General features: G+C 59.3%; 10 protein-coding genes. 1 reads left to right on the forward strand and 9 read right to left on the reverse strand.

Going from position 1 to position 12607, the window contains the following annotated elements:
- Nucleotides 1–294 precede the first annotated feature (294 nt).
- The 9 genes from aceA to AOA59_RS29035 form a co-directional block, all read right to left on the reverse strand.
- On the reverse strand, nt 295–1620 hold the full coding sequence (gene aceA / locus AOA59_RS28990) for an isocitrate lyase (protein ID WP_003219577.1): 1326 nt from the start codon (nt 1618–1620) through the stop codon (nt 295–297).
- Between the two features lie 495 nt (nt 1621–2115).
- Entirely contained in the window at nt 2116–2853 is a 738-nt protein-coding gene (locus tag AOA59_RS29000; protein ID WP_099489867.1) for a secretin N-terminal domain-containing protein, read from the reverse strand.
- 213 nt (nt 2854–3066) lie between these two features.
- The gene (locus AOA59_RS29005) at nt 3067–3489 is read right to left on the reverse strand and encodes a GNAT family N-acetyltransferase (RefSeq protein WP_069788237.1); all 423 of its coding nucleotides are present in this window, start codon (nt 3487–3489) and stop codon (nt 3067–3069) included.
- Nucleotides 3482–4648: a cupin domain-containing protein gene (locus tag AOA59_RS29010; protein WP_065931017.1), complete on the reverse strand. Its 1167-nt coding sequence runs from the start codon at nt 4646–4648 to the stop codon at nt 3482–3484. Before AOA59_RS29010 ends, AOA59_RS29005 begins: the two co-directional genes overlap by 8 nt.
- A gap of 84 nt (nt 4649–4732) precedes the next feature.
- A complete protein-coding gene (purB, locus tag AOA59_RS29015) occupies nt 4733–6103 on the reverse strand; it encodes an adenylosuccinate lyase (RefSeq protein WP_099489868.1) in 1371 nt (456 codons plus the stop codon).
- A gap of 125 nt (nt 6104–6228) precedes the next feature.
- Entirely contained in the window at nt 6229–6852 is a 624-nt protein-coding gene (gene hflD / locus AOA59_RS29020; RefSeq protein ID WP_017137510.1) for a high frequency lysogenization protein HflD, read from the reverse strand.
- Entirely contained in the window at nt 6849–7973 is a 1125-nt protein-coding gene (mnmA, locus tag AOA59_RS29025; RefSeq protein ID WP_099489869.1) for a tRNA 2-thiouridine(34) synthase MnmA, read from the reverse strand. Before mnmA ends, hflD begins: the two co-directional genes overlap by 4 nt.
- A 59-nt stretch (nt 7974–8032) precedes the next feature.
- Nucleotides 8033–8479, reverse strand: a complete 447-nt coding sequence (locus AOA59_RS29030; protein ID WP_056861700.1) for an NUDIX hydrolase — start codon at nt 8477–8479, stop codon at nt 8033–8035.
- A 149-nt stretch (nt 8480–8628) separates the two neighbouring features.
- A complete protein-coding gene (locus tag AOA59_RS29035) occupies nt 8629–10854 on the reverse strand; it encodes an NADP-dependent isocitrate dehydrogenase (RefSeq protein ID WP_099489870.1) in 2226 nt (741 codons plus the stop codon).
- Between the two features lie 493 nt (nt 10855–11347).
- Here AOA59_RS29035 and icd point away from each other — a divergent pair, with 493 nt between their 5' ends.
- Nucleotides 11348–12604: an NADP-dependent isocitrate dehydrogenase gene (gene icd, locus AOA59_RS29040; RefSeq protein ID WP_065931181.1), complete on the forward strand. Its 1257-nt coding sequence runs from the start codon at nt 11348–11350 to the stop codon at nt 12602–12604.
- Nucleotides 12605–12607 lie beyond the last annotated feature (3 nt).

The raw sequence follows: 12607 nt of genomic DNA on the forward strand, positions 1-12607 counted from the left end.
ATAATGAATATTGTTTGCGCGGGGTTTAAGCGAATGTTTCTCGTGTGGCGCGGGAAGTTATTGTTACTTGCTTGATTGCGGCTAGTTGCTGGAGGGGATCTTTTAACCGATTGGATTCAGGCAAATACCGCTCTGGGTCAATGTTTTGCGCAAAAAACCAAGGCTCGACACCGTTAAGGTGATAGGTGGGGTTTTCAAACAGGCAAAAAAACGCCCCGAACCAGTCGGGGCGTCAGATCAAGCGGCAGTGCGGTTAGGTCTTCCGTGGGGCCGCACTGGCCGTGTACTCGCTGCTTAGTGGAACTGCTCTTCTTCGGTCGAGCCGGTCAGCGCGGTCACGGACGAGGTGCCGCCCTGGATCACGGTGGTCATGTCGTCGAAGTAGCCGGTGCCCACTTCCTGCTGGTGCGCCACAAAGGTGTAACCCTTGGCGGCGTCAGCGAACTCTTGCTCCTGCAGTTTCACGTAGGCAGTCATGTCGTTGCGGGCGTAGTCGTGCGCCAGGTTGAACATGCTGTGCCACATGTTGTGAATGCCGGCCAGGGTGATGAACTGGTGTTTGTAGCCCATGGCCGACAGCTCGCGCTGGAACTTGGCGATGGTCGCGTCGTCCAGGTTCTTCTTCCAGTTGAAAGAAGGCGAGCAGTTGTAGGACAGCAGTTGGTCCGGGTATTCCTTCTTGATCGCCTCGGCAAAGCGACGCGCTTCGTCCAGATCCGGCTTGGCGGTTTCGCACCAGATCAGGTCAGCATACGGCGCGTAGGCCAGGCCACGGGCGATCGCCTGGTCGAGACCGGCGCGTACTTTATAGAAGCCTTCCTGGGTGCGTTCGCCGGTCACGAATGGCTGGTCGTACGGGTCGCAGTCGGAGGTCAGCAAGTCGGCCGCGTTGGCGTCGGTACGCGCCAGGATGATGGTCGGCGTGCCGGCAACGTCAGCGGCCAAGCGTGCAGCGGTCAGCTTTTGTACGGCTTCCTGGGTTGGAACCAGTACCTTGCCGCCCATGTGGCCGCATTTCTTCACCGACGCAAGCTGGTCTTCGAAGTGCACGCCGGCAGCGCCTGCCTCGATCATGCTCTTCATCAGTTCGTAGGCGTTGAGTACGCCGCCGAAACCGGCTTCAGCGTCAGCCACGATTGGCGCGAAGTAGTCGATGTAGCCTTCGTCGCCCGGGCCTTTACCGGCTTTCCACTGGATCTGGTCGGCGCGGCGGAACGAGTTGTTGATGCGCTTGACCACGGTGGGCACGGAGTCCACCGGGTACAGCGATTGGTCGGGGTACATGGATTCTGCGGAGTTGTTGTCCGCAGCCACTTGCCAGCCGGACAGGTAGATCGCCTGGATACCGGCTTTTACCTGTTGAACTGCCTGGCCGCCAGTGAGGGCGCCCATGCAGTTGACGAAATCTTTTTCGGGGCGGAAGGACGGCTTGGCACCCTGGGTGACCAGCTTCCACAGCTTCTCGGCGCCGAGTTTTGCAAAGGTGTGCTCAGGTTGAACCGAGCCACGCAGGCGGACGACGTCAGCAGCGGAATAAGCGCGGGTTACGCCTTTCCAGCGTGGGTTTTCAGCCCAGTCTTTTTCAAGGGCTGCAATTTGCTGTTCGCGTGTCAGTGCCATGGGGGAAAACCTCGTCGCATAGGTCTAGGTGGAAAATTCCATTTGCCAGCCACGTATCAAGTGCGTGGTTGTGGCTGCTCGCTGACCAGAAGCTTGGGCGGCCAAGTCAGGTTCGACGGGGAAGGCGACGGGATGAACGCGTTGCGAGAGGAGGAATTGAGCAGGTAAGGGCAAACTGCGAACAGTCTTCGGGCATCGTGGGCCTTGGTACGATCCATCAGTGTGTAGCCGGGTTACCTGGTTAGCTTCCGTCCCTCGGGACAACTTCGTTCCAGTCGCAACCAACGTCAAACACACCTTGTGGGCGGTACAGACACGAATCGGCTCAGGTGGGTAGCTTAGAGCGGCGATCCGAAGGCCCTTGCCAGGGCCCCTGATTAGCGGGAGCGAGGCCATCATGCACAGGCTTTTTTGGCTCGTCAAATGTTTTGTAGTGCTTTTTTTCAGGCACTACATCTTTAGTCTAATGCGACTCGCCAGTCAGTTTTTGGTGCTTTAGTTCAGCGTATCGACCTTGACCCGCAAAGTCAGGTCGTCGCGGCCCTGAGTAGAGTAGCTGCGGGTTGTAGAGGATTTATCGGCCTGAGTCTCGCGACTGATGCCTGCCAGTGGAATCCATTCACCCAGGCGGCCACTGACCGTTGTGTCGGTACTTTGCACATTCACTACATCGGGACGTTCCTGGCTCATTCGGTCACGGTTGGTACTGATGGCCAGGTGTACGGTCTCGCCAGTGACGCTGGCAGTGACGTAAAAGCCCTGGGTGACGTTGCGATACTGGGTCTGGTTTTGCGGGCGGCCGTAGGTGTCTGGCTGCGTGGTGGTCAGTGGCACGCTCTGGCCGACCTGGATCAGCGCGGGCACGCCTTCACTGGCCTGAATCTGCTGGATGCCACCGTCGCGGCTGGCGGTGCCGTAACTGATGATGCGGGTTTGGCTGTCGCCGCTGTTTTGTTGGTTATTTTCGTTGCTGTCGACGGTGATCAGCAGGCGCTTGGCGGGTGTGTCCAGCTGTGCAAGCAAGGCGCGCAGGTCCTGGATCTTGCCGGGCTCCGCTTTAACAATAAGCTGGTTGCCGTAGGCGCTGACGCTACCGTCCTTGCCGATAAAGTTCTGCGCCACGGGCAGCAGGTCGGCGCTGGTGCGGTTGCTCAGGTTGACGACTTCGGTGTCGGCGATGGCGCAGGCGCTGGCGCTGAGGAGGAGGGCGGTGAGCAGGGTGCGTAGGGACATGTCCGTTATCTCTGCGAGTCAATTAGGCGTGATAGTGCCAGTTTGTCGGCCCGGCAGGTCGCAAGTTGAATCGTAGACGGCAAAATGCCCTGGCAGGCAGGGCATTTTGGGGTGTTGCTTACATCGCTATCGCAGGCAAGCCAGCTCCCACAGAGGAATGCATTCCAAATGTGGGAGCTGGCTTGCCTGCGATAAGGGCGACTCGGTCTCGAATTAACCCTCGCGCACCATATCAACGTGCGGAATCCCGACTTCCAGGAATTCGTCACTGACGATCGTGAAACCCAGTCGCTCATAAAAGGGCGCCGCATACACCTGCGCACTCAGGAACTGCCTGGTCTGGCCACGTTTCTCGGCCTCGCCGATCACGGCTTCCATCAGCTTGTCGCCGACCTTCAGGCCGCGCCAGTCCTTGAGTACCGACACACGACCAATCTCGCCGCTGGGCAGCAGGCGAGCGGTGCCAATCGGAAAATCGCCTTCGAATGCAAGAAAATGCATCGCGTCGGCGTCATCCGCATCCCACTCCAGCTCCGGTGGAACCGATTGTTCAGCGATAAACACCGCCTCACGAATGCGCCGAATCTCAGCGATATCCTTTTGCCAGTCCGCGACACTTACGTGAATCTTATTCATCGGCAAATCCCAGGCTTCCTTGCTTGACCAGTTCGCACAGCAGGTCACGGCCGTCTTCGTCGGCCAGCCAGGTGCCGAGGTTTTCGCTGTGCAGGGCGTCGGCCGAGCAGACCAGTTTCAACAGTTCGCGCAATTTGCCTGGCAGGTAACGGCTTTGGCCGCTGGCAAACAGCAGTACGTCATCGTCCACTTCAGACCACGCCATGCGCGCGCTCGGGTTGCGGACCAGGATCGCGCCGTTTTCCAGGCTGCTGATAAAGTCTTCTTCACCCAGCTCTTCACCGGCGACCAGTTCCGGGTAGCGCGGCTCGGTCATGAACTGGCCGAACCAGGTCAGCAGCATGCGCTCATCGCTCATGTGCTCGGCCAGCAGGCCTTTGAGGCGGTCGAGTGCGTCCGTCTGAATCTGGTGCGGGTCGCTGACCGGTTGGGCGTCGGCGTCGGTGTAGCGCTCTTCATCGGTCAGGTACTGGCTGAGGAAGTCAGTGAAGTGGGTCAGCACTTCGGCAGCGCTCGGTGCGCGGAAGCCCACCGAATAGGTCATGCAGTCATCTTCGGCGATGCCGAAGTGCGCCAGGCGCGGCGGCAGGTAAAGCATGTCGCCCGGTTCCAGCACCCATTCTTCGCTCTGTTCGAATTCCGCCAGGATGCGCAGGTCGGCGTGTTGCAGCAGCGGGCTTTCGGAATTGCACATCTGGCCGATTTTCCAGTTGCGCTTGCCTTGGGCCTGCAGCAGGAACACGTCGTAGTTGTCGAAGTGCGGACCAACACTGCCACCGGGGGCGGCGAAGCTGATCATCACATCGTCGATGCGCCAGCTGGGCAGAAAGCGGAAGTGCCCCAACAGCTCGGCAACTTCGGGTACGAATTGGTCGACGGCCTGCACCAGCAGGGTCCACTCGCGCTCTGGCAACGTGCTGAACGCATCTTCGGCGAACGGACCGCGGCGCAGTTCCCATGGGCGCTCGCCGTGTTCAATCACCAGGCGCGATTCAACTTCTTCTTCCAGGGCTAAGCCTGCCAGTTCGTCGGCGTCGATCGGGCTTTCGAAATCAGGGATGGCCTGACGGATCAGCAGCGGTTTTTTCTGCCAGTAGTCGCGCAGGAATTCCCGTGCCGTGATGCCGCCCAGAAGTTGAAGAGGAATATCAGGATTCATGTGTAACCTATTGAAAAAAATCACTTTTAAGACAGGAATAAAAACGCCCGGCGCGGCCGGGCGTCTCAAAGGGTCGTGCGCTGATCAGATGCGCTTGGCTTGCTCTACCGCGTTGCCGATGTAGTTGGCCGGGGTGAGCAGTTTCAGCTCGGCCTTGGCAGCGGCTGGCATGTCCAGGCCATCGATGAAAGTTTGCAGCGCCTCAGGGCTGATGCCCTTGCCGCGCGTCAACTCTTTCAGCTTCTCGTACGGGTTTTCGATGTTGTAGCGGCGCATTACGGTCTGGATCGGCTCGGCCAATACTTCCCAGCACGCATCCAGGTCAGCGGCGATCTTCTGCGCGTTGAGCTCAAGCTTGCTGATGCCTTTGAGGCTGGCTTCGTAGGCGATCACGCTGTGGGCAAAGCCCACGCCGAGGTTGCGCAGTACGGTGGAGTCGGTCAGGTCGCGCTGCCAGCGCGAGATCGGCAACTTGCTGGCCAGATGCTGGAACAGGGCGTTGGCGATACCGAGGTTGCCTTCGGAGTTTTCGAAGTCGATCGGGTTGACCTTGTGCGGCATGGTCGACGAACCGATCTCGCCGGCGATGGTGCGCTGCTTGAAGTAGCCCAGGGAGATGTAACCCCAGATATCGCGATCGAAGTCGATCAGGATGGTGTTGAAGCGCGCAATCGCGTCGAACAGCTCGGCGATGTAGTCGTGGGGTTCGATCTGCGTGGTGTAGGGGTTGAAGCCCAGGCCCAGCTCGTCTTCGATGAAGGCGCGGGCGTTTTCTTCCCAGTCGATTTCCGGGTAGGCCGACAGGTGGGCGTTGTAGTTGCCCACGGCGCCGTTGATTTTGCCCAGCAGCGGCACGGCCGCGACTTGAGCGATCTGGCGCTCCAGGCGATACACCACGTTGGCCAGTTCTTTGCCCAAGGTAGTCGGCGAAGCCGGTTGGCCGTGGGTGCGCGACAGCATCGGCACGTCAGCGAAGCGGATGGCCAGCTCGCGGATAGCGTTGGCGGTCTGGCGCATCAGTGGCAGCATCACGTCATCACGGCCTTCGCGCAGCATCAGGGCGTGGGACAGGTTGTTGATGTCCTCGCTGGTGCAGGCAAAGTGGATGAACTCGCTGACCTGGGCCAGTTCCGGCAGCTTGGCCGCTTGCTCTTTGAGCAGGTATTCGATGGCTTTGACGTCGTGGTTGGTGGTGCGCTCGATCTCTTTTACACGCTCGGCGTGCTCCAGGGAGAAGTTTTCCGCCAGGGTGTTCAATACAGCGTTGGCTTGCGCGGAAAACGCCGGCACTTCGCTGATGGCAGGGTGAGCGGCCAGGCGCTGGAGCCAGCGCACTTCAACCAGAACGCGAGCACGGATCAGGCCGTATTCGCTGAAAATAGGGCGCAGGGCCTGGGTTTTGCCGGCGTAGCGGCCGTCAACAGGGGAAACCGCAGTGAGCGAAGAGAGCTGCATGGGGTGTTCTCGGACAGTCGGGCAACGAAATGGGGCGCGTATCATACATGAAAAAATTCGCCGGTCCGTCGCCAACTGACCGGCGTATTACGCGTGAGGCTATAAAAAAAGCGGGTTGCTGCGACTTATTCGTTGCGCATCAACGGGTAAAGCTCTTTGAGCAATTTGCGTCGGCTGATCACCAACTGCCAGCGATGACCGCCCAACTGACGCCACAACCGCGCCGAACGAATACCGGCCAGGAGCAGGGCGCGGATTTTCGAGGCGTTGTTCGGTTGCTGCAGGTTGCGCATGTCGCCGTGCACCTGGATGCGCTGGCGCAAGGTGCTCAGCGTGTCCTGGTACAGCGCACCACAGGCGGCAATCACGTTTTCGTGGGCCGGGCCGAAGTGTTCCACTTGGGATTGAATCTGCGGCAGGCGTTTGCCGATGGTTTCGAGCAGGTCGTCGCGCTTGGCCAGTTGCCGCTCAAGGCCGAGCATCGACAGCGCATAGCGCAGCGGCTCGCGTTGCAAGGTGCTTGGGTCGCGCTCCAGGGCGCCGATCAGCGCACGGTAACCTTCACGCAGCGCCAGGTCATCGCCGCCATACACTTCCAGGGTGTCCTTGGGGTCGCGGATCAGCAGGCTGCCGAGCATGCAGGTCAGGCCTGCTTCGGTCACCTGGCCGGTCTTGGCGATCTTGTCGACCAGCACGGCGGCGAGGAAAACCCCGCCGAGTGCCGTCAATTGCTCCTGGGTCGGGCTCATGCCGCGCCGCTCCAGGCTTCGGCGACTTCAATCACGCCGCCGCCCAGGCAAATTTCGCCGTCATAGAACACCACCGATTGGCCCGGCGTGACCGCGCGTTGCGGGTCATCGAACGTGGCGCGATAGCCGCTGGCGGTTTTTTCCAGGGTGCAGGGCTGGTCGCTCTGGCGATAGCGCACTTTGGCGGTCAGGCGGCGTGGCGCGCTCAGGTCGATCGGGTTGACCCAATAGATTTCCGACGCCAGCAGCGCGCCCGAGAACAGCAGTGGGTGCTCATTGCCCTGGCCCACCACCAGCACATTGTTTTCCAGGTCCTTGACCAGTACGTACCAGGGCTCTTCGCCGGCGTCTTTCAGTCCGCCGATGCCCAAACCCTGACGCTGGCCGATGGTGTGGTACATCAGGCCATGGTGGCGGCCGATTACCTCACCGTGGGTGGTTTTGATTTCGCCCGGTTGTGCCGGCAGGTACTGCTTGAGGAAGTCGCTGAAGCGGCGCTCGCCGATAAAGCAGATCCCGGTGGAATCCTTCTTTTTGGCAGTGGCCAGGCCGTGTTTTTCGGCGATCTTGCGCACTTCGGGTTTTTCCAGCTCGCCGACCGGGAACAGGGTCTTGGCGATCTGTTCGCCGCCTACGGCGTGCAGGAAGTAACTCTGGTCCTTGTTCGGGTCCAGGCCTTTGAGCAGTTCGGTGCGGTTGTCGACGTCGCGACGGCGCACATAGTGGCCAGTGGCAATCAGGTCGGCGCCGAGGATCATGGCGTAGTCGAGAAACGCCTTGAACTTGATTTCGCGGTTGCACAGGATATCCGGGTTCGGCGTACGACCGGCCTTGTATTCGGCCAGGAAGTGCTCGAACACGTTGTCCCAGTACTCGGCGGCGAAGTTGGCGGTGTGCAGCTTGATGCCGATCTTGTCGCACACGGCCTGGGCGTCGGCCAGGTCGTCCATGGCGGTGCAATATTCCGTTCCATCGTCTTCTTCCCAGTTCTTCATGAACAGGCCTTCCACCTCATAACCCTGCTCCATGAGCAGAACGGCGGAAACGGAAGAATCCACGCCGCCGGACATGCCGACGATGACGCGCTTCTTTTGTGTGTCAGAAGGGGCTGGATCACGCATAGGGTTTCAACGGGTGTCTTGAAAAAGGACGCGATTCTAACAGGCTCACGCCCGCAAGGCTAAAGAGAAGGGCGGATCAATTCGAGGCTATGGCGCTGGCCGGCCAGATAATCATCAATACAGCGGATGATCAGCTCACTGCGCCAGTCGTCGCGCAGGGCCATCAGCTCCTCACGGGTCAGCCAGCGGGCGCGGACGATGCCTTCATCGAGTGTGTAGTCGGGGTGATGTTTCAAGGCTTTGGCGGTAAAGCACACGCGCTGATAAGTCACGCCATTGCTGGGCGCGGTATACAGGTAGATGCCGACAATGCCGGTGGCCTCGACGTCCCAGCCGGTTTCTTCGAGGGTTTCGCGCACGGCCGCTTCGGTGAGGGTTTCATGCGGGTCCAGATGGCCGGCCGGCTGGTTGAGCACGGCGCGGCCGCCCTTGAGTTCCTCGACCATCAGGAAGCGGCCGTTGTCTTCGACGATAGTGGCGACTGTGATGTGGGGTTGCCAGGTCATGGGTGCCTCAATGTGTAGTGACTGAAGAAACTCGTGCAGTGTGGGAGCTGGCTTGCCTGCTCCCACATTTGATCGGGGTTGTTCAGTGAAACCAGGGCGCAAACAGAAACCCCGGCACATGGCCGGGGCTTCTTTGCATCCTTACAACCTTACTTCAACTTGGCAATCGCCGCATTGAGGGTGTTGCTTGGGCGCATGGCTTTGCTGGTCAGCTCCGGGTTCGGCGCGTAGTAGCCGCCGATGTCCACTGGCTTGCCCTGTACGGCGTTCAGCTCGGCAACGATGGTTGCCTCATTGTCGGCCAGGGTTTTGGCCAGTTCGCCGAACTGCGCTTGCAGTGCAGCATCTTCAGTTTGGGCGGCCAGGGCTTGAGCCCAGTACAGCGCCAGGTAGAAGTGGCTGCCGCGGTTGTCGATGTTGCCGACTTTGCGCGATGGCGACTTGTTGTTGTCCAGGAACTGGCCAGTGGCCTGGTCCAGGGTCTTGGACAGCACCAGGGCTTTCGGGTTGTTATAAGTAACACCCAAATGCTCAAGGGACGCAGCCAGGGCCAGGAACTCGCCCAGGGAATCCCAGCGCAGGAAGTTCTCTTCAACCAGTTGCTGCACGTGCTTCGGGGCCGAACCGCCGGCGCCGGTTTCGAACAGGCCGCCACCGTTCATCAGCGGCACGATCGACAGCATCTTGGCGCTGGTGCCCAGTTCCATGATCGGGAACAGGTCGGTCAGGTAGTCACGCAGTACGTTGCCGGTCACCGAGATGGTGTCCAGGCCCTTGCGGGTGCGCTCCAGGGTGAACTTCATCGCGTCGACCGGCGACATGATGCGGATGTCCAGGCCTTCGGTGTTGTGGTCTTTCAGGTAGGCCTGAACTTTCTCGACCACTACGCCATCGTGCGCGCGCTGTGGGTCCAGCCAGAAAATGGCTGGGGTGTTGCTGGCGCGAGCGCGGTTGACGGCGAGCTTGACCCAATCCTGGATCGGCGCGTCTTTGGTCTGGCACATGCGGAAGATGTCGCCGGCGTCAACAGCCTGTTCCATCAGCAAGGTGCCCTTGCTGTCGGTGACGCGGACTACGCCGTCAGCCTTGATCTGGAAGGTCTTGTCGTGGGAGCCGTACTCTTCGGCTTTCTTGGCCATCAAGCCAACGTTTGGCACGCTGCCCATGGTGGTTGGGTCGAAAGCGCCATGGGCCTTGCAGTCTTCGATGACGGCCTGGTAGATGGTGGCGTAGCAGCGATCCGGGATCACCGCCTTGGTGTCGTGCAGTTGGCCGTCGGTGCCCCACATTTTGCCGGAGTCACGGATCATGGCCGGCATCGAGGCGTCGACGATGACGTCGCTCGGTACGTGCAGGTTGGTGATGCCTTTATCGGAGTTGACCATCGCCAGGGAAGGGCGAGCGGCGTAGACCGCCTGAATGTCAGCTTCGATCTGCGCTTGCTGCTCGGCCGGCAACGCCTTGATGCGAGCGTACAGGTCGCCGATGCCGTTGTTCAGGTTGAAGCCGATCTGTTCCAGCACGGTAGCGTGCTTGGCCAGGGCGTCTTTATAGAACTCGGCAACGATCTGGCCGAACATGATCGGGTCGGAGACCTTCATCATGGTGGCTTTCAAGTGAACCGACAGCAGCACGCCTTGCTGCTTGGCGTCTTCGATTTCAGCGGCAATGAACGCGCGCAGAGCTTTTTTGCTCAGCACGGCGGTGTCGATGATTTCGCCGGCTTGTACCGAGGTCTTTTCTTTCAAGACGGTCGCGGTGCCGTCTTTGGCGATCAGTTCGATTTTTACGGCGTCAGCGGCTTCGATCTGCACGGCTTTTTCGCTGCCGTAGAAGTCGCCGTTGCTCATGTGTGCGATGTGCGACTTGGAGTCGGCAGCCCAGGCGCCCATTTTGTGCGGGTGCTTGCGCGCATAGTTCTTGACCGACAGCGGTGCGCGGCGGTCGGAGTTGCCTTCGCGCAGTACCGGGTTCACGGCGCTGCCCTTGACCTTGTCGTAACGTGCGCGGGTTTCTTTTTCCGCGTCGGTGGTTACGGTTTCCGGGTAGTCCGGCAGGGCGTAGCCCTGGGCCTGCAGTTCCTTGATCGCCGCTTGCAGCTGCGGGGTCGAGGCGCTGATGTTAGGCAGCTTGATGATGTTGGCTTCAGGCGTAACGGCCAGGTCGCCCAGTTCGGCGAGGTGGTCCGCGATTGCCTTGGTGCCCAGTTGCTCGGGGAAGCTTGCGAGGATGCGCGCGGCCAGGGAAATGTCGCGGGTTTCCACAGCAATATCAGCGGAAGCGGTGAAGGCCTCTACGATAGGCAGCAGTGAATAGGTGGCGAGGGCTGGGGCTTCGTCGGTGAAGGTGTAGATGATCTTCGAGCGGGTGGGCATATTCGGATTAACTCTCTTCTTTGCTGAAAGCGTGCGCAGAAACTCGAGATGCGCCGGGTGGAGCGCGTTCGTTCAAAGTCATCCATGAGCGAAATGTCGAGGTTTCTTCGCGGTGATGTTGGTTTGCATCAGTCGAGCGTCAAGCGGGTGGACTATTGTATTAGTCCTGCTTTGTAGCGGAAGGCTTTGTTCTAGAGCGGTCCGCCGTCGTGACTCTTTGGTCAGCGGCGGCATTATACATAGGTCGCTATGCTTACGCCGAGCCTTCATACAAAAGGTGTGTCGTCCATTGGTCTAAAGGTCGCAGGGCTCAGACTGCGACCAAAGTCGCATGATGTGCTCAAGATTGGCGATTTTGCCTTTGCTTTCAGGCTTGTAGGCGACAAATTATGCTGTTTTCGATGCAAATGAGCATGGCGTTAGGTTTCAGTCGCCATATATCTGGAGTAGGCTCGAATGCAGCCAGATGTTCAATCCATAGATGGAGTTCAGCATGGGATACAAGAAGATTCAGGTTCCGGCAGTCGGCGACAAAATCACCGTCAATGCAGACCATTCTCTCAATGTTCCTGACCAACCGATCATCCCTTATATAGAAGGCGACGGTATTGGCGTCGACATCAGCCCGGTGATGATCAAGGTGGTCGACGCAGCTGTTGAAAAGGCCTACGGCGGTAAGCGCAAAATCTCCTGGATGGAGGTGTATGCCGGCGAGAAAGCGACTCAAGTCTACGACCAGGACACCTGGCTGCCCCAGGAAACCCTGGATGCGGTCAAGGATTACGTGGTTTCCATCAAGGGCCCGCTGACCACGCCGGTTGGCGGCGGCATCCGTTCGCTGAACGTGGCCCTGCGTCAGCAGCTCGATTTGTATGTCTGCCTGCGCCCGGTGCGCTGGTTTGAAGGTGTGCCCAGCCCGGTCAAGAAGCCTGGCGATGTGGACATGACCATCTTTCGTGAAAACTCTGAAGACATTTATGCCGGTATCGAGTGGAAGGCCGGTTCGCCGGAAGCGATCAAGGTGATCAAGTTCCTCAAGGAAGAAATGGGCGTTACCAAGATTCGTTTCGACCAGGACTGCGGGATTGGCATCAAGCCGGTTTCCAAAGAAGGCACCGAGCGCCTGGCGCGCAAAGCCCTGCAATATGTAGTGGATAATGACCGCGATTCGCTGACCATTGTGCACAAAGGCAACATCATGAAGTTCACCGAAGGTGCCTTCAAAGAGTGGGCGTACGGTATTGCCGAAAAAGAATTTGGCGCGACCCTGCTCGACGGCGGCCCGTGGATGCAGTTCAAAAACCCCAAAACCGGCAAGAATGTAGTGGTCAAGGACGCGATTGCCGACGCCATGCTCCAGCAGATTCTGTTGCGTCCGGCGGAATATGATGTGATTGCCACGCTTAACCTCAACGGTGACTACCTGTCTGATGCGCTGGCGGCGGAAGTAGGTGGCATTGGTATTGCGCCGGGGGCCAACCTTTCCGACACCGTGGCGATGTTCGAAGCCACCCACGGTACCGCGCCTAAATATGCAGGCAAGGATCAGGTCAACCCGGGTTCATTGATTCTGTCGGCGGAAATGATGCTGCGTCACATGGGCTGGACTGAAGCGGCGGATCTGATCATCAAGGGCACCAATGGTGCGATTTCGGCGAAGACCGTGACCTATGACTTCGAGCGTTTGATGGAGGGCGCGAAGCTGGTGTCGTCGTCAGGGTTTGGTGATGCGTTGATTTCGCATATGTAAATT

The organism is Pseudomonas sp. 2822-15 (assembly GCF_002742515.1).
GTDB lineage: Bacteria > Pseudomonadota > Gammaproteobacteria > Pseudomonadales > Pseudomonadaceae > Aquipseudomonas > Aquipseudomonas salomonii.